13 protein-coding genes are annotated in these 18,435 nt (G+C 67.5%); 9 read left to right on the top strand and 4 right to left on the bottom strand.

What is annotated here, in order from left to right; all coding sequences use genetic code 11:
* The first annotated feature begins 61 nt into the window (after positions 1-61).
* From tssK to NCS00_RS26200, 7 genes are read left to right on the top strand one after another with little or no spacing between them, the layout of a single operon-like run.
* Positions 62-1,402: a type VI secretion system baseplate subunit TssK gene (tssK, locus tag NCS00_RS26230; protein ID WP_008346440.1), complete on the top strand. Its 1,341-nt coding sequence runs from the start codon at positions 62-64 to the stop codon at positions 1,400-1,402.
* A gap of 18 nt (positions 1,403-1,420) precedes the next feature.
* On the top strand, positions 1,421-2,737 hold the full coding sequence (locus NCS00_RS26225) for a DotU family type VI secretion system protein (protein WP_008346439.1): 1,317 nt from the start codon (positions 1,421-1,423) through the stop codon (positions 2,735-2,737).
* Between the two features lies 1 nt (position 2,738).
* Complete coding sequence (gene tssM / locus NCS00_RS26220; RefSeq protein WP_250441383.1) at positions 2,739-6,359, top strand: type VI secretion system membrane subunit TssM; 3,621 nt, start codon at positions 2,739-2,741, stop codon at positions 6,357-6,359.
* Complete coding sequence (tagF, locus tag NCS00_RS26215) at positions 6,356-7,117, top strand: type VI secretion system-associated protein TagF (RefSeq protein ID WP_250441382.1); 762 nt, start codon at positions 6,356-6,358, stop codon at positions 7,115-7,117. Before tssM ends, tagF begins: the two co-directional genes overlap by 4 nt.
* Positions 7,114-8,937, top strand: coding sequence for a serine/threonine protein kinase (locus tag NCS00_RS26210; RefSeq protein ID WP_250441381.1), 1,824 nt, complete (start codon positions 7,114-7,116; stop codon positions 8,935-8,937). Before tagF ends, NCS00_RS26210 begins: the two co-directional genes overlap by 4 nt.
* Before the next feature lie 49 nt (positions 8,938-8,986).
* Positions 8,987-10,813 (top strand): MltA domain-containing protein, encoded by a 1,827-nt coding sequence (locus NCS00_RS26205; protein WP_250441380.1) that lies wholly within the window; start codon positions 8,987-8,989, stop codon positions 10,811-10,813.
* A 21-nt stretch (positions 10,814-10,834) separates the two neighbouring features.
* Entirely contained in the window at positions 10,835-11,542 is a 708-nt protein-coding gene (locus NCS00_RS26200) for a response regulator transcription factor (protein WP_008346429.1), read from the top strand.
* Positions 11,543-11,556: 14 nt separating this feature from the next.
* Here NCS00_RS26200 and NCS00_RS26195 read toward each other — a convergent pair whose 3' ends face one another.
* Positions 11,557-13,332, bottom strand: coding sequence for an ATP-binding response regulator (locus NCS00_RS26195; protein WP_034470142.1), 1,776 nt, complete (start codon positions 13,330-13,332; stop codon positions 11,557-11,559).
* A 153-nt stretch (positions 13,333-13,485) separates the two neighbouring features.
* Between NCS00_RS26195 and NCS00_RS26190 the strand changes: the two genes are divergently transcribed.
* Complete coding sequence (locus NCS00_RS26190; protein ID WP_008346426.1) at positions 13,486-14,238, top strand: hypothetical protein; 753 nt, start codon at positions 13,486-13,488, stop codon at positions 14,236-14,238.
* Positions 14,239-14,241: 3 nt separating this feature from the next.
* On the opposite strand, the gene NCS00_RS26185 is transcribed toward NCS00_RS26190, so the two are convergent.
* Positions 14,242-15,156, bottom strand: a complete 915-nt coding sequence (locus tag NCS00_RS26185; protein ID WP_175980210.1) for a LysR family transcriptional regulator — start codon at positions 15,154-15,156, stop codon at positions 14,242-14,244.
* A gap of 195 nt (positions 15,157-15,351) precedes the next feature.
* Between NCS00_RS26185 and NCS00_RS26180 the strand changes: the two genes are divergently transcribed.
* Positions 15,352-16,548, top strand: coding sequence for a T6SS phospholipase effector Tle1-like catalytic domain-containing protein (locus NCS00_RS26180; RefSeq protein ID WP_008346423.1), 1,197 nt, complete (start codon positions 15,352-15,354; stop codon positions 16,546-16,548).
* A 54-nt stretch (positions 16,549-16,602) separates the two neighbouring features.
* Here NCS00_RS26180 and NCS00_RS26175 read toward each other — a convergent pair whose 3' ends face one another.
* Together NCS00_RS26175 and aspA are read right to left on the bottom strand one after the other, a co-directional pair.
* A complete protein-coding gene (locus NCS00_RS26175; protein ID WP_008346421.1) occupies positions 16,603-16,767 on the bottom strand; it encodes a hypothetical protein in 165 nt (54 codons plus the stop codon).
* 66 nt (positions 16,768-16,833) lie between these two features.
* Complete coding sequence (aspA, locus tag NCS00_RS26170; protein ID WP_034470240.1) at positions 16,834-18,252, bottom strand: aspartate ammonia-lyase; 1,419 nt, start codon at positions 18,250-18,252, stop codon at positions 16,834-16,836.
* Positions 18,253-18,435: the final 183 nt, after the last annotated feature.

The raw sequence follows: 18,435 nt of genomic DNA, 5'->3' as shown, positions 1-18,435 counted from the left end.
TTGCAAATCCGCCGCGCTGAATCGTTCTTTCAGCATCGAGCCCAAGCCCATACGAGGCACCATGACCTGGCACCAACGCATGATCTGGTCCGAGGGCCTGTTCCTCGAACCCCAGCACTTTCAGCAGCACGACCGCTTCATCGAGCATCTCGTGCGCTCGCACGCGCGCGCGACCGAGGCGTGGTCGTGGGGCTGGGCCGCCGTGATGCTCGACGAAATCGCGCTCGGGCTCGGCAAGATCGCGCTTGCGTCGGCGTTCGGCGTGCTGCCCGACGGCACCGCGTTCTCCTTTCCCGACGACTTCCCCGCGCCGCCGCCGCTCGACATTCCCGCCGGCACGCGCGACGAGCTCGTGTTGCTCGCGCTGCCGCTCGCGCGCGCGGGCGCAAAGGAATTCGACGCCGATGGCGCTGCCGATGGCCGCATCGACGGATTGCGCTTTCGCACGACGGATACTTCCGTCGCCGATATAACGACGAGCACGGACCGCGTCGCGCAGATTCGCGTCGGCGCGCCGAACGTGCGGCTCATGCTCGCGCGCGACGCGACCGACGCCTTCGCGACCATCGGGCTTGCGCGCGTGCTGGAACGGCGCGCCGACAACCGCGTCGTGCTCGATCCCGGCTACATCCCGCCGATGCTCCACGCGCACGCCGACCCGCGTCTCTTCGGCTATGCGCAGGAACTCGCCGGCCTCGTGCATCAACATGCGGACCGCCTGGCGAGCCGCCTCGCGAATCCGGGGCGCGGCGGCGTCGCGGAGATCGCCGATTTTCTGCTGCTGCAAACGCTCAATCGCTTCGAGCCGCAGTACGCGCATCTGTTGCAGGTGCCGCTGCTGCATCCCGAACGCCTGTATCAGACGACGCTCGCGCTCGCCGGCGATCTCGCCGCGTTCGACGAGCGCCGCCGCGTGCTCGCGTATCCGCCGTATCGCCATGACGATGTCGCGACGTCGTTCGAGCCGCTCATGCGCGACGTGCGGCAACTGATCGGCATCGTGCGCGAACCCGACGCCGTCGCGATCGAGCTGCAAAGCCGCAAGCCCGGCGTGCGCGTCGCGCTCATCAACGATCTGGAGCTCGTGAAGAGCGCCGGCTTCGTGCTCGCCGCGAACGCGCAGATGCCGGGCGAAGCGCTGCGCACGCGCTTTCCGACGCAGGTGAAGATCGCGCCCGCTGAAAAGCTGCGCGATCTCGTCAATCTCGCGCTGCCGGGCATCGGCCTGCGCGCGATGCCGGTCGCGCCGCGGCAGATTCCGTTTCACGCGGGCTTTTCCTATTTCGAGCTGGATCGCGGCGGCGAGCTGTGGAAGGAGCTGGAGCAGACCGGCAACCTGGCGATGTACATCGCTGGCGAGTTTCCGGCGCTCGAACTCGAATTCTGGGCGATCCGTCATTGAGCGAGGTCATCGACGAACATGACGAACGACGACGATCCCTTCGCCGGATTCGAATCCGATCAGACGATGATCAAGCCCAACCCCGGCGCGCGGCGGCGCCGCGCGGGCGGCGGAAGCACGCAGGGACCGTTCTCGGCGAGCGGCGCGGCGGCCTCCGGGCAGCGCGCGTTCGACGCCGCCTTCGCGACGGGCGGCGCGGTGAATCCGCTGGTCGCCGCGTGCGCGCCGCTGTTGCAGCTCGCCGCGCGCATCCGCACGATGAGCGCGTGCGCCGATCCCGCCGCGCTGCGCGACGCGCTCGCCGCGGGCGTGCGCCGCTTCGAGGACGAGGCGCGCACCAACGGCATCCCGGCGGAACAGGTGACGGCGGCGCGCTACATCGTCTGCACGATGCTCGACGAAGCCGCGTCGGGCACGCCGTGGGGCGCGGGCGTCTGGGCGCGGCAAAGCCTGCTCGTGACGTTTCACAACGAGGCGTGGGGCGGCGAGAAGGTCTTTCAACTGCTCGCGCGGCTCGCGCAGAAGCCCGCGCAACATCTGCATCTGCTGGAACTGGCGAGCATGGTGCTCGCGCTCGGCTTCGAGGGACGTTACCGCGTGGCGGCGCAAGGCCGGCAGACGCTCGACGCGATCCGCGCGCGGCTGTATCAACTGATCCGCAAGGAGCGCGGCGAACCGGAGCGCGCGCTGTCGCCGCACTGGCAAGGCGTGCCGACGGCGCGGCGGCGCACGACCGACGTGCTGCCGGTTTGGGTCGTCGGCGCGTTTGCGCTGCTCGTGCTCGCGCTGGCGTGGCTCGCGATGAGCTTCCAGCTCGGACGCCTCTCCGATCCCGCGTTCGGCACGCTCGCCTCGATCCGCGCGGGCGCGCAGCGTCCTCTCGTCGTGACGCAGGCGGCGAAACCCCGTCTCGCGGAATTCCTCGCGCAGGAAATCCGCGATGGCCTCGTCGCCGTCGATGACCGCGTCGACCGTTCAGTCGTCACGCTGCACGGCGACAACGTCTTCAAACCCGGCAGCGCCGAAGTGTCGGGGCAGACGCGGCCGCTCATCGAACGGATCGCGGCGGCGCTGAAGGCGGTGCCCGGCAACGTGCTCGTGACGGGCCACACCGACGACCGGCCGATCCGCTCGGCGCGCTTTCCTTCGAACTGGGAGCTGTCGCAGGAACGCGCGGCGAACGTGCGCGACCTGCTCGCGGCGACAATCGCGCCTTCGCGTCTCAAAGCGGAAGGCAAGGGCGACGCCGATCCCGTCGCGCCGAACGATTCGCCCGCCGGCCGCGCGCGCAACCGGCGCGTCGAAGTGACGCTGTTCGCGAAGCCCGGGTCCTGACATGAAAAAAATCCTCTCGATCCTGTTTCATCCGGTGCTGCTGCTGATCGTCGGGCTGCTGCTCGTTGCGGCTGCGATCTGGATCGCCGGGCCGCTCCTGTCGTTCGCGCGCAGCTATCCGCTCGAATCGGCGATGTCGCGTTACATCGCGATCGGCTGCGTCGTGCTGCTCTTCGTGCTGCGGCGGCTCTGGGCCGCGTGGCGCACGCAGGCGGCGCTGTCGGCGGGACTCGCCGCGCAGAGCGAAAGTCCGCGCCGCGAGGCTGCCGCACCGAGCGCCGGCGAAGCGGAAGTCGCGACGCTCGGCAAGCGTTTCGACGAAGCGCTCGCCGTGCTGCGCGAGGCGCGCATTACCGCGTCCGGCAGAAAACCCGGCTGGCGCGACTGGGTCACGCTGTCGGGCCGGCAATATCTGTATCAATTGCCGTGGTACATGTTCATCGGCGCGCCGGGCGCGGGCAAAACCACGGCGCTGGTGCATTCGGGGCTGCGCTTTCCGCTCGCCGAGCGCTTCGGCACCGACAAGATTCGCGGCGTCGGCGGCACGCGCAATTGCGACTGGTGGTTCACCGACGACGCCGTGCTCATCGACACGGCCGGGCGCTACACGACCCACGAAAGCGACCGCGACGCCGACCAGACCGCGTGGCAAGGCTTCCTCGCGCTCCTGAAAAAGACGCGCCCGCGCCAGCCGATCAACGGCGTGCTGCTGACGCTCGCCGTCCCCGATCTGCTCGCCGCGACGCCCGCGAGCACCGACGAAACCGCATCGACCTTGCGCGCGCGCATGCGCGAACTGATGCAGGCGTTCGGCACGCGCTTTCCGGTCTACGTGCTCGTCACCAAGACGGACCTGCTCGCGGGCTTCACGGAGTTTTTCGCGGATATGTCGAAGGAAGAGCGCGCGCAGGTGTTCGGCTTCACGTTTGCCTACGAGCCGAAACGCACGCTCACGCAGGCCGCATTCGGCGAACGGATCGATGCCGAGCTGGACGCGCTCGAAGCCCGGCTCGTCGCGCGTCTGCCGGAGCGCCTGAACGCGGAAAGCGGACTCGCGCAACGCGCCGCGATCATGAGTTTTCCGCAGCAGTTCGCCGCGTTGAAGCCGCTCGTCGCCGATGCGCTGCGCGCGACCTTCGTCCAGTCGAAACACGACGATGCACCGCTTTTGCGCGGCGTCTATTTCACGAGCGGCACGCAGGAAGGCACGCCGATCGATCGCGTGCTCGGCTCGCTCGCGCGCGCGTTCGGCATCGAGCGGGGCGTGCAGCCGCCGCGTCCGTCGAGCGGGCGCAGCTTCTTTCTGGAGCGGCTTCTGACGCAGGTCGTGTTCGCCGAACAGGGACTCGCCGGATCGAATCTGCAATGGGCGCGCAAGCGGCATCTGTGGCGGCTCGGCGCGTATGCGGTCATCGCGGCCGTAACGGCTGGCGTGCTCGCGCTCTGGGGCACGAGCTATGTGCGCAATCGCAGCTATGTCGCGAACGTCGATCACACCGCGCGCGCGGCGAAGGAAGCCGTGGCGGGGACATCGGCGGCGGGCACGAATCTCGTCGCGCTGCTGCCGTTGCTGTCGGCGGTGCGCGGCCTCGCATCGACGCCTCAGGTCGATGCCGCGCATCCGCCGATCGCGATGCAATGGGGCCTCTGGCAAGGCGCGAAACTCGACGCCGCCGCGACGCTCGCGTACGAGCGCCTTCTGACCGATCTGTTCCTGCCGAAGCTCGCGGCGCGCATCGAGGAACAGGCGCGCGGCGCGACGCCCGCGAATCCCGGCTACGCGTACGAAGCGCTCAAGGCGTATCTGATGCTGAATCAGCCCGATCATCAGGATGCCGATTCGCTCAAGGCGTGGATTCTCACCGACTGGGACCGCTCGCTGCCGCGCGAGGTCGGCAACGAGGAGCGCGCGGCGCTCGCCGGGCATCTCGATGCGTTGCTGGCGCGCGGCCTCGTGCATCCGAATCTGCCGTTCGACGAGCGTCTCGTCGCGCATCTGCGCGCCATGCTCGCCGCCAACACGCTCGCGCAGCGCGTGTACGGGCGCGTGAAGCAGCAAGGCGTCGGCGCGGATTATCCGGAGTTCACGATCGCGCACGCGGGCGGGCCGAACGCGTCGCTCGTGTTCACGCGTTCGAGCGGCGCGCCGCTCACGCGCGGTGTGGCGGGGCTTTATTCGTTCGACGGCTATCACAAGGCGTTCCTGAAAGCCGTCGATGAAACCGCCGCCCAGCTCGCCGCCGAAGAGCCGTGGGTGCTCGGCATCCGCGATCAGGGCGGCCTGCCGCGCGGCGATCCGGCGGCGATGCAGCGCATCACCGAGGACGTGCGGCTGCTCTATCTTCAGGATTACGCGCGGATCTGGACCGAGTTCCTGAACGATGTCCGCATCGTGCGCGCCGACACGCTGTCGCAATCGACGCAGATCGCGCGCATTCTCTCCGCGCCCGATTCGCCGCTCGCCGCGCTCGCGAAGGCGGCGTCGCGCGAAACGACGCTCGGCGCGAAGCCCGAAAGCGAAACGACCGTCGCCGATCGCGCGGGCGACAAGCTCGGCGCGGCGCGCGAAAAGCTGCTGAAGGTGATTCGCGGGGCCGATCCGACGCAGATCGCGCCGGTCGCGCCGGGCGCTCAACTGGAAAGCATCGTCGATGACCGGTTCACCGGCCTGCGCGCGCTCGTGACGAGCCCCGGCGCGGGGCAGCCCGCGCCGATCGCGCAGACGCTCGCCGTCATCAACGATGTCTACACGTATCTCAGCGCCACCGACGAAGCCCTGCAGCAGAAGACCGCGCCGCCGCCATCGGACGCGCCGGCGAAGCTGCGCACGCAGGCCGCGCGCATGCCCGAGCCGATCCGCACCGCGCTGCTCGATCTCGGCAGCCAGGGCGCGGCGCAGTCGCAGGAGGCGCGGCGCGTGAATCTGTCGGCGGACCTGAAGGAGTCGATCTCGGCGTTCTGCGTTCGCGCGGTCGGCGGGCGTTATCCGTTCAGCCCGAACTCCGCGCGCGACGTGCTGCCTGAAGACTTCGGCACGCTGTTCGCGCCGGGCGGCAAGTTCGACGATTTCTTCCAGAAGAACCTCGCGCCCGACGTCGATGTTTCCGCGAAGCCGTGGGCGTTCAAGAAGTCGGATTCGTCGGCGTCGCAGATCAGTCCGGCCGGTCTGGCGCAGTTCGAGCGCGCCGCGACGATCCGCGGCGTGTTCTTCCGCGGCGGCGGCAAGTCGCCCGCGCTCGCGCTGCAGTTCAAGCCGCTCGACATGGACCCGTCGATCCTCTCCTTCACGCTCGACGTCGACGGGCAAGTGCTCACCTACGCGCACGGCCCGCAGATCGCGACCGCGATTCAGTGGCCCGGCACGCGCGGCTCGGGACGCGTGAGCCTGCAACTCACGCCGCCGCCGACGAGCGGCGCGAGCAATCTGGTGTTCGAGGGGCCGTGGGCGCTGTTTCGCATGTTCGACCGGCTCGACGTGCAGCCGACCGATCAGCCGGAGCGCTTCATCGTCACGTTCGATGTCGAAGGGCGCAAGACGCGCTTCGAAGTGACGGCGAACAGCGTGGAGAATCCGTTCCGGCTCGCCGATCTGCGCAAGTTCTCCTGTCCGGAGCGGCTATGAACGACGCGCTCGGCGGCACGCTCGCGGACGACGGCGCGGCGATCGCAGGCTGGTACGGCAAGCTGCCGTCGCTCGGCGATTTCGCGGCGCGGCGGCTGTCGGACGCGTTCGTCGCGCCGTGGGACGCATGGCTCGCCGAGCGCGTCGGCGAAACGCAGCTCGCGCTCGGCGACGCGTGGCTCTCGATCTATCTGACGTGCCCGGTGTGGCGCTTTTTCGCGATGCCCGGCGCCATCGCGCCGGCGCTCGGCGCATGCTGGACGGGCGTGGTGATGGCGTCGGTGGACCGCGTCGGGCGGCATTTTCCGTTGACGATCGCGGCGTCGCTGCAGGCGGCGCCATCGACGGGCGGCGAAGTCGCCGCGCTCTGGCAATGGCTTTCGGCGATCGAGAATGTCGCGCTCGCCGCGCTCGATTTCGATCACAGCATCGAGCGGCTCGACGAACAGCTCGCCGCGCTGCCGGTGCCGCAGCCGGCGAACGCCGGCACGCGCGCCGCCATGCTCGACGAACCGTGGATCGCGCAATCGGCCGCGACGCTGCCCGATTCACTCGCGCGCACGCTCGCGCCGCTCTGGCAAGCCGAGATCCAACGGATGAGCCTGTGGACCGCCGCGCAGACGGCGCCCGCTTCCGACGAGCCCGACCAGCCCGACGATCGCGACGATCGCGCGCCGCGCCCGATCACGATCTGGCCGGCGTACGGCCTGCCCGACACGGCGCTTTTCATCACCCTGCTGCGGGACTGCGGATCATGAATGCGACGGGCAGGCTACCGGAAGAAGGCGGCGGCACGACCGGCAACGCCGGCAAGACCGAAACCAATCCGGGCGACGCGGGCGACGACAAGACGGTGATCGTCAGCGGCGCGCGCGTGCGTCGATCCGACGTGGCGGGCGCGGGCGCGCCTTCATCGACGTCCGACGCGCCGCCCGCGCACAGCATCCTGCCGCCCGGCACGCGGCTCGGCGAGTTCGAGATCGTGCGGCTCATCGGCGAGGGCGGCTTCGGCATCGTCTATCTGGCCTTCGATACTTCGCTCGACCGCTACGTCGCGGTGAAGGAATACATGCCGGCGGCGCTCGCCTCGCGCGTCGGCGTGACGCAGGTTCAGGTCAAGTCCGGCCGCTACGAGCCGATGTTCCGCGCCGGTCTCAAGAGCTTCATCAACGACGAGGCGCGGCTGCTCGCGCGCTTCGATCATCAGTCGCTCGTGAAGGTGTACCGCTTCTGGGAGGCCAACGGCACCGCCTACATGGCGATGCCCTACTACAAGGGCGTGACGCTCAAGGAAACGCTCCGGGCGATGAAAAAGCCGCCCGACGAAGCCTGGCTGCGCGCGCTGCTCACGCCGCTCATCGACGCGCTCGCCGTGCTGCACGCGTCCGACTGTTTTCATCGCGATATCGCGCCGGACAACATCATCCTGCTGGAGGAAAGCCATCGGCCGGTGCTGCTCGATTTCGGCGCGGCGCGGCGCGTGATCGGCGACATGACGCAGGCGCTCACGGTGATTCTCAAGCCGGGCTACGCGCCGATCGAACAGTACGCCGAAGTGCCGTCGATGCGGCAAGGACCGTGGACCGATCACTACGCGCTCGCCGCGCTCGTGTATTTCGCGATCACCGGGCGAACGCCGCCGCCTTCGGTCGGGCGCGTGGTCAAGGACAGTTATCAGCCGCTCGCGAAACTGGCGGCGGGCCGTTACTCCGACCGATTCCTGAAGGCGATCGATCATGCGCTCGCGGTTGCGCCCGCGCATCGGCCGCAGACCGACCGGCAGTTCGCCGCCGAGCTCGGCATTTCGCTCGACGACGCGCCCGCGCCGCGCACGGCGAAAAGCGCGGCGCGCAGGCGTATCGGCTGGGCGGCCGGCGCCGCGTGTCTGCTCGGCGCGGCGGCGACGCTCGGATGGTTCGTGCCGCGCTTCACGTCGCATCATGCGCCTTCGGCCGAGCGCGTCGCTGCTTCGGCGGTCGTCGCGGCTTCGGCGCCTGCGCCGGAGGTCGTGCCCGAAGCGCCGCCGCCTCCGCCGCCCGCCGCGCTGCCGCCTTTCACGCCCGATGGCGAATTCGCGCGCATCGTTTCGCTCGCCGATCCGTCGTTCGATGTCAAGGTGGACGTGCCCGTCGCGCGCGCCGTCGTCGACCGCGACTTGTTGCGCTTCGCGATCACGAGCAATCGCGACGGCTATGTGTATGTTTTCGTCGTCGATCCGGCGAATCAATATCTGCAACTGTTTCCGAACGCGCTCGATAGCGACAATCGCATCGGCAGGAAGAAGCGTCTCGTGCTGCCGCGTCCGAGCTGGCCGATGCAGGCCGGCGAGCCCGTCGGCGCGAATCATTTCGTCGCGATCGTTTCCGCCGCGCCGCGCGAGTTCCCGGCGCTCGGTCTCGCGCACGACGCCGTCTTCGCCAGTCTCTCGCCCGAGGCACAGAACGCGGCGGCCGCGCAGCGGACGCTCAGCGCATCGCCGTTCGCGGGCGTGCCGGCGTGCGGCGGCAACGCGCCGTCGTGTCCCGTCGCGTATGGCGCGGCGACCTTCAAAATCGATGTCGTCCGTTCGTCTAAATAGAGAAATTCGAAGCGAAAGCGAAGCGCTTCGGCCGCGAGACGAGGGCACCATGGCATCACGAACGAGCGGCGTCGCCGCGCAGCCGGGCATCGCGCCGGGCGCTTCATCCGGAACGGCGCATCCGCTCGCCGCCTTCGCCGCCCTTGCGTTGACCGCGGCCACGCTCGCCGGATGCGCGGGCGCGCCGCCCTCGCCCGCCGGGCGCGCCGATGAGGCCGCGCCGCCCTCCGCGCCAGGCGACGACGCGCGCATGGTCAGCGCGACAGGCGCGGAGCCGGGCATCGCGAATCCGTCGCCGGCGAGTCCGTCGGCGTCGGTCGGCATGAACGCCACGCCTTTCGCGACGAAGAACGCACTCTATACGCCCGTCGCCTTCGCGAGCGTGCCCGGCTGGGCGACCGACAACGTCGCCGAATCCTGGGACGCGTTCCGGCGCAGTTGCGGCGTGCTGAGCGGCAAGCCGGCGTGGGCGGCGCCCTGCGCGGCCTCGCGCGGCGTGGATACGCGCAACGCCGCCGCGGTGCGCCGCTTCTTCGAGGAAAACTTCACGGTCTATCAGATCCTCAATGTCGACAGAAGCGCGCGCGGCGTCCTGACCGGCTATTACGAGCCGATCCTGAAGGGCAGCCGCGAGCGCCGCGCGCCGTATGTCTATCCGGTCTACGGCGTGCCGACCGACATGCTGTTCCTCGACGCCCGCCGCCTGCCGCCCGGCGCGCGCGGCACGCCGGTTCCGGCACGCATCGAAGGACGCAACGTCGTTCCGCTGTCGACCGTATCGATGAGCGGCAAGACGTACACGCTGCGCGTCGGCGACAGCGTGCCGGACATCCGCGACAAGAAGCTGCGGCTGCGCCGCGAAGGCGCGGATATCGTGCCCTACTACGCGCGCGCCGATATCGAGCGCGGCATGAGCCGCGCGCCCGTGCTCGCCTATGTGGAAGACCCCGCGATGCTCTACTCTATGCAATTACAGGGCGCGGGAAAGATCGTGCTGCCCGACGGCAAGAGCGTCATCCGTCTCGCCTATGCGGAACAGAACGGCTTCGCGTTCAATCCGCCCGTCGCGAGCGCGGGAAGCAAGGGTCGCAAGATTCTGGTGCGCGGCGTGGAGATCGATCTGGAAGAAGGCAGCGTGAGCACGCAGAACGCAAAAAACGATGTCGGCGGCGCGGCTTCCGACGATGTGCCTCAGTCCTCGCTCCTGCGCGGCGCTCAGGACGCGGACGCGGACGGCGCATCGCCCGCCGTGCATGGCGACGCCGACGGTCCGCCGCAATCGCCGCTGCTGCGCGGCTTCACGCTCGCGAAGAGCGCCGCCGTTCCCGCCGCGCGTCCGGCGCGGGTGAGCGCGCCGGCCGCGCCATCGGACCGCGCCACGGACAAGACCGCGACGCCATCGCTCGCGAAGAGCGCGCCGATCGGCTATGCCTTCGCGGCATCGGACCCGAGCTACGTCTTTTTCCGCACGATCCCCGATTCGCCCGCCGGACCCATCGGCGCATTGGGCGTGCCGCTTTCCGCCGGGCGCTCGGCCGCGATCGATCCGCGCACGACGCCGCTCGGCGCGCCCGTCTTCGTCAACGCGAGCGAAGGCGGGCCGGCGGGCGCATCCATCACGCGCCTGCTCATGGCGCAGGACGCGGGCGGCGCGATTCGCGGGGCCGTGCGCGCCGATTATTTCTTCGGCACCGGACCGCAGGCCCAGCAGCAGGCGAGCCGCATGAAGCAGCCGACGCAAATGTGGGTGCTCTTGCCGAAGGGCTTGCGCATCTCCGCGAAGGAGACCGGCGTGCGCGTGCGCGGCGGGCCCGCGATGCCGAGCGCGGATTGCGTCGTCAGCGATCCCGACCTGTGCGTCGACGATACGCAATGACGGAACCTATCGGGGAAGCGCATGAGGTTTCTCGTCGCCGATGACCACGAACTGATCCGCCAGGCCGTCAAGGCGCTTTTGCGCGGCATCGATCCGGACGCGCAGTTCGACGAAGCCGACAACTGGGAGACGCTCGCCGCCGCCGCGCGTCCGGAAGCGAATCACGATCTCGCGATCGTCGATCTGCACATGTCGGGCATGGAAAGCGCGGCGTCGCTCTCGGCGCTGCTGAAGGCGAATCCGGCGCTGCCGCTCGTGGTGCTGTCGGCGGAAGAATCCGTCGACGAGATGCGCGCGGTGCTCGCCGCGGGCGCGCTCGGCTTCGTGCCCAAGCGCGAGCCCGCCAACGTGATGGTCAAGGCGATCGAGCTCGTGCTGTCCGGCGGCGCGTATGTGCCGATCGAGGCGCTGAGCCTGATCGATCCGTCGCCGTCGCGGCTCGCGCGCCAGAGCGCCGCCGAACGTCCGCGCCCGATGACGAACACGGCGGCGCCCGCGCTCGCGCCGCATCATCTGCATCTGATGGAAAACCTGTCGCCGCGTCAGCGCGAAATCATGCGGCTCGTGCATCGCGGCTGCACGAACAAGATGATCGCGCGCGAATTGCAGGTCGCCGAAGGCACGGTCAAGGTTCATCTCTCCGTGATTTTTCGTGCGCTCGGCGTGCACAACCGTTCTTCGGCGATCGCGCTCATCAACGGCTGGCTGCAAGGCGGGCGCACGCTCTGAGCGGCGCGCCGCGCTCAGGCCGCTTCGTCCTGTCCGCGCGGCTGAAGCAGCATGTCGAGCGTGCGGCGCAGGCGCGTCGGCGTAACGGGCTTGTGCAGGACCGGCAAACCGGCGGCGACGAGCGCCGCGAGGCCGGGCGACGCCATGTCGCCCGTAATCACCACGCTCGCCGGCTCGCCGTGGCCGCGCCGCCGCAACGCCTCGCGCACGGCCTGAAGCACTTCCGCGCCGGTCTCGTGGCGGTCGATCTGGTAATCGCACAGCAGCACGTCCGGCACGAAGCCCTCGGAAATGGCGCGCACCGCCGCCAGCTCGTCGCGACAGCCGCGCACGCTGCATCCCCAGCGCGTGAGCAAGGCGCTGAGCGCATCGAGATTCGCGGGATCGTCGTCGACGCACAGCACATGGCGTCCTTCGATGCATCCGATGACCGGCAGCGGCGCGCACAGACTCGACGTAACGAGATTCGCATCGCCGAAGCGCACGGGCACGCGGATCGTCGTGCCGCGTCCCGGCTCCGAGCGCAGCGTCGGCTCGCCGCCGAGCAGCCGCGTCAGACGGCGCACCGTCGCGAGACCGAGGCCGTGTCCCTCGCGCGCGCCGTGATGCGCGAGCGGCGCCTGATAGAAGTCCTCGAAGACGAGCGCGTGTTCGTCGGGCGCGATGCCGATGCCCGAATCGCGCACTTCGATATGACCTTGCTCCGGATCGCCGCCGTGACGCACGCCGATCCATATCGAGCCGCGCTCGGTGTAGCGCACGGCGTTCGACACGAGATTGCCGATCACGCGTTCGAGCAGCACCGGATCGGTGAAGGCGACGCTCGACGTCGGCGCGATGCGCAACGCCAGCCCCTTCGCGGCGGCGGCGGGCCGGAACTGCCGCTCGATGCGCGCGAGCAGCTCCGACATCAGGAAATGCTGCGGAATCACCTGCGTGACGCCGCTTTCGATGCGCGCGAGGTCGAGCACCTGATTGAAGAGCTGATTCAGCGCGTCGACGTTGGCGATGATGTGCTGCGCGGAGTCATCGCGCTCCTGCGCGCTCGCGCGGCCGTCGGTGAGTGCCTGCGCGAGCAGGCCGATCGCGTGAAGCGGCTGGCGCAGGTCGTGACTGGCGGCCGCGAAAAAACGCGTCTTCGCAAGGCTCGCTTCCTCGATCACGCTTTTCTGCAGCGCGATGGTTTGCGCGAGCCGCTCCTGCTCGACGCGCGCCTTCACGATGCCGCGAAAAAGACGCCGATACTGCGAGCCGAAAAGATGGATCGCGACGACGAACACGGCAAGCACGACGCCCAATCCGAAACGGCCATCGGCGGGCTGCATCAGGCTCGCAATCGTGACGGGCAGAAGCAGCGTCAGCACCGCGCCCGACAGGTTGCGCACGCTCAATCCGTTCGAACCGTAGGCAAGCGCGGCCAGCGTGACGAGCAGAACGGCCTGCGCGGCGACCGATCCGGCGGATTCGTTCTGGAACGCGAAACAGATCGCGATGCCCGGCGCCGCGTGAAGCAGCACGTTTCGCAGCGCATGCAGGCCGATCCATCGACGCGCGCCGAAACGAAGCGGATCGTGACGCCGCCAGGCCCAAAGACCGATCGCGAGACCATTCGCGCCCGCGTGGAAGAGCACGCAGCCGAAGACGAGCCATCCGGCGTGCGGGCGTGACAGCAATGCCGGATAGAAGAGCGCGATCGCGCAGCAATGCGCGATGAAGGATGCGGGGTCCGCCGCGTAGAGCGCACTGGCGACGTCCTCGTCGGTCTCGCCGTGCTCACGATCGCCTTGCATCTGTCATCCCCTTGCTGCGTTGATCCGCCCGGTTTACCCGAAAGTTCTAGTCGACGGATATGACTAACTTCATATTGGTCGTTTAATAGGAGAAAACCATACTCATCACGTTGCCACCGTTTTGAGGGGATTGACAACGTGGAGACCTTGACAATGAATCCCGTCCAGGAGACGGGTGCGCCCTCGATGCTCACCGACCTTTGGCGCCGGCGCACGCATCTGTCGCAGGACGAAATGGTTTCGATCTACAACCTCGTGAAAGGCGCGTTGCGCGGCTATCATCCGCCCGAGCTGCAATCGCTCAAGGAGGACAAGGAAGAACTCGTCGCGCAGTTCATCTACGCGAAAGTGCTGCGGCTCGAACCGGGCCACGGCGAATCGCACGCGAGCGAGCACAGCGCGCCGTCGAGCGGCTACGCCGTATGCACGTATTTCAGGCGCTTTCTGATCGATTGTCTGCGCAGCGCGAGCAATCAGCGCGATGTGTCGATGGAACTCGACGGCGTCGCCGCGCAGATAGACGAGCACGCGCACGCGCCCGACGATCCTGTCGCCTCGGTGCTGATGCAGTACGGCCTCGACGAAGCGCGCGTGCGGCGTCTCGCGCGCGCGTTCATCGACGGCCTGGACCGGTACGAGCAACTGGTTCTCGCGGGCACGCTCGGATGGTGCTCGGAGGACAAAGGCGGCCTGTTCGCGCTCGCGACGCGGCATCACATCCCTTCGTACCACTATCGGGCCGTGAGGCTCGGCGTGACGCTCAAGAAGTCGGCGCAAAGCGCGGATTTCGCCGCGACGAAGATCGGCAGATGGATCGGCGGCACGCTCGGCATCGCGATCAGCGCCGACAATCAGGCCGCGATTCTGCTCGTGCTCAATCTGCTCGCGGTCGAGTCGGCGGGCTGAGTGTCAGCGATTGCCGGTCAGCGCGAACTCCGTGGTCTTCACGGCTTGCGCGAGATAGTCGACGAACGAAGCGATGCGCGCGGAGATCGCCGTGTTGCGATAGTAGACGGCGCTGATCGGCTGCCGCACTTCCTGCGTATGACGCGCGAGAATCTGCACGAGCCGCCCTTCGCGCCGGTCGCGCAGCGTCATGAAGTCCGACAGGCACACGATGCCCGCACTCTCCAGCGCGAGATGCCGCAGCGTCTCGCCGCTCGACGAAGCGATGCTCGGCTTGATGCGATACGGCTCGTCATCGCGCCCCGCGAGCGGCCAGACGTTGAGCGATTCCGGCTGCGTGAAGCCGAGCAGCGCGTGATTGGCGAGCTCGTCGACGCGCTTCGGATGCCCGTGCGTTTCCAGATAATGCGGCGTCGCCAGCACGCGAATGCGGCTGCTGCCGATCGGACGGCTATGCAGCGTCGAATCCTTCAGCTTGCCGATGCGGATCGCGACATCGGTGCGGCGTTCCAGCAGATCGATCACGCCTTCGTTGCTGTTCAGCTCCAGCTCCACATGCGGATAGCGCTCGCGATAACCCGCGACGAGCGGCACGATCACATGCAGCATGAAGGGCGTCGCGGCATCGACGCGCAAGAGGCCCGACGGCCGTTCGCGGCGCGCGGCGACCTGCTCTTCGGCGCTCTCCACCGCGTCGATGATCTCGCGCGCATGCTGCAGGAAGCTCCTGCCCTCTTCCGTCAGTTCGAGGCGGCGCGTGGTCCTGCGCAGGAGCGTCGTCTGCAGTTTCTCTTCGAGGCGGCCGAGCGTGCGGCTCGCGCCCGAAACCGTCTGATCCAGTTGCTCCGCAGCCGCCGTGATGGAGCCTGTATCGACGACCGTCGCGAAGGTCTGAAGCTCGTCGAGCGTGACTTTCATAATTGAGTTTTTTTCAAGGATGGCTCCTTTATAAACCCGTCCTTTTGCAAAAGTAAAGCCGCCATTCGATCTCGGTTAGGCTCTTTCGGCCAAAGCGTCGTTCGCAGAAGACGTGCGGCTTGCCGATCGATCGCCGAGACACTAAGACATACTGAGCGAGTGCTTGCGGCGTCACGATGGAAAGGAAGGTGCATCATGAGCAAGAACATCATTTTCTGCGCGGATGGAACCTGGAACGGTCCCGACACCGATCACGACAACGACGGCACGCCGGATCCCACGAACGTATTCAAGGCGTTCATGCTGCTGTCCGGCGAACCGGACCCCGCGTCCACGCTGCTCGCCTCCGAACAGGAAATCGCCGAACCGGGGCCGGACGGACAGGTCGCGAAATATCTGCATGGCGTCGGCGATTCGCGCAACGTCATCGCGAAACTCGTGGGCGGCGCATTCGGCGATGGCATCATCGCGCGCATCGTGCGGGGCTATACGTTCATATCGCGTCACTACCGGCCGGGCGACCGCATCATCCTGATGGGCTTCAGCCGCGGCGCGTACACGGCGCGCGCGCTCGGCGGAATGATCGCGAGCGTCGGCGTGCTCGACACGAGCCGTTACGACGTGAACGACAAGGCGCTCGCGTATCGCATGGGCATACTCGCGTGGCGCAAGTATCGCGAGGCGAGACCGCCGGCGCGCAACGCGGGCGGACTGCGGGGGTTGCTCGAAAAGATCGTCAATTTCGATCCGAAGCTCGCGTTAGCGAGACTGCAGCCGGATGACACGCTGCCCGTCGATGAAATTCGCGCCATCGGCGTCTGGGATACGGTCGGCGCGCTCGGCATTCCGATTTATCTCGACAGCAAGGATTCGACGGTCGATCTGTTCCGCTTCGCCGATACCGCGCTCAGCCCGAAGGTCAAGTTCGGCATTCACGCGATCAGTCTCGACGAGCAGCGCGGCGATTTCACGCCGACGCTGTGGGATTCACGCGAGGGCATCACGCAGGTGCTGTTCGCGGGCGCTCACGCGGATGTCGGCGGCGGTTATCCGAATGCCGAATCGGGGCTTTCGGATATCGCCTGCGAATGGATGCTGAAGCGCCTCGCCGATCCGGCCATCGGCATGCGTCTGAAGACGCCGCCCTGGTCCCTGCAGCCGGATTTTCTCGGCAAGTCGCATTCGCCGTGGACGGAGCCGCCCTTCTCGCTGCGTCCATTCGGGCCGCGCGGCCCGTTCGCGTTTCCGCAGGACATTGGCGCGCATGTGTCGGTCGCGCAGCGTTTGGGCCTCGTGATGGTGGCGGGCAAGCCGGTGCCGGTTCCCAACACGTACTCGCCCGCCGTGCTCGGCACGCTCTTCCCGGCGCACACCAACTGGATCACGACCTGAAAACGTTGCGGGCCCGGGACTTTCGTTCCCGGGCCCGCTTCCTACGCCACTTCGCTAGTGCCACTTCGCGCTCTTATGGCGATTTCGGCCAATGACGTCCCACAGCTTGCGCGCCTCTTTCTGCACCGATTTCGCGTGTTCCTCGTGGTGAGGCTCCGCGTCCCCGGGAGCAGCCGTCGCGCCGCGTTTCGGGCGCTTGAACATATCGGCGAATCTCATCGCAACCTCCTTTCGCGGCAGGCACACCGCAAAAACAGTCTACTCCGGCTGGCGCGAAACGGCGTCTCAAGCCGCCGACGCGATGCCGCGCGGCTGCGTCAGCATCGCGGGCTGCAGGATTTCGTCGAGTTGCAACGGGCTCAGCAGCCCTTTTTCGATGACGATCTGCGCCACGCTCTTGCCGGACACGAGCGCTTCCTTCGCGACTTCCGTCGAATGCGTGTAGCCGATATACGGATTGAGCGCCGTCACGATGCCGATCGAGCTTTCGAGGATCGCGCGCAAGCGGTCGCGATTCGCGCTGATGCCGTCGACGCATTTCGACGCGAGCGTGAGGCATCCCGCGCGCAAATGCGCGATGCTCTTGAAGAGACTGTGCGCGATGATCGGCTCGAACGCATTGAGCTGAAGCTGGCCCGCCTCGGCGGCGAAGCTCACGGTCACATCGTTGCCGATGACTTCGAACGCGATCTGATTGACAACTTCCGGAATCACCGGATTCACCTTGCCCGGCATGATGCTCGACCCGGCCTGCACCGGCGGCAGGTTGATTTCGCCGAGTCCCGCGCGCGGTCCGCTCGACAGCAGACGAAGATCGTTGCAGGTCTTCGAGAGCTTGACCGCGACGCGCTTCAGCACACCGGAAAGCTGCACGAATGCGCCGACGTCCTGCGTCGCTTCGACGAGATTCGGCGATGTCGTCAGCGCGATGCCGGTCACGTCGCTCAAATGCCTGCACGCGAGCTGCGCGTAGCGCGGATGCGTGTTGATGCCCGTGCCGATCGCGGTGGCGCCGAGATTGATTTCGCAGATCAGTTTCGCCGCTTCCTTCAAGCGCGCTTCGTCCTCGCCGAGCATCACGGCGAAGGTGCTGAACTCCTGGCCGAGCGTCATCGGCACCGCGTCCTGAAGCTGCGTGCGGCCCATTTTCAGATCGTCGCGGAACTCGAGCGCCTTGCGTTCGAACGATGCGCGCAGCACGCCCATCGCTTCGATCAGTTGCATGATGCCCGCGTACGTGGCGATCTTCAGTGCGGTCGGATAGACGTCGTTGGTGCTCTGGCCGAGGTTCACGTCCTCGTTCGGGTGCAACACGCCGTATTCGCCGCGTCGATGCCCGAGATGTTCGAGCGCGAGATTGGCGATGACTTCGTTCGCGTTCATGTTCGTCGACGTGCCCGCGCCGCCCTGAATCACATCGACGACGAAATGCTCGTGCGCCGTGCCCGAGCGCACTTGCCTGCATGCGTGCACGATGGCCTGCATTTTCACTTCGCTCAGCACGCCGAGTTCGTGGTTGGCGAGCGCGGCCGCCTCCTTCACGCTCGCCAGTGCATCGACGAGATTCGGGTAAGCGGAAATGGCGATGCCGGTGATCGGAAAGTTCTGCAGCGCGCGCAGCGTGTGCACGCCGTAGTACGCGTTGGCGGGCACGGCGAGATCGCCGAGCAGATCGTGTTCGATACGTTCGATGGGCGCGAGCATGAATTTCCGTCCTGACTTGGGATGACGCACGAACGATCGGTCATAACCGGCGCGCGCGCTCGGGAATGGCAGGCGCATCGAAGTCGATGCGCCGCTTTCTTGTGTCAGGTTGGAATCTTAGGGAAGGCAGAAAAAACGTGAATGCTACTGTCGCATACGGCTATGCAACTTTTGCATGACGTC

Origin of the sequence: Caballeronia sp. AZ1_KS37, from assembly GCF_023631165.1 — a bacterium.
Lineage (GTDB): Bacteria > Pseudomonadota > Gammaproteobacteria > Burkholderiales > Burkholderiaceae > Caballeronia > Caballeronia zhejiangensis.
The sequence above is the reverse complement of the archived record's forward strand: the minus strand, read 5'-3'. Positions and strand labels throughout refer to the sequence as shown.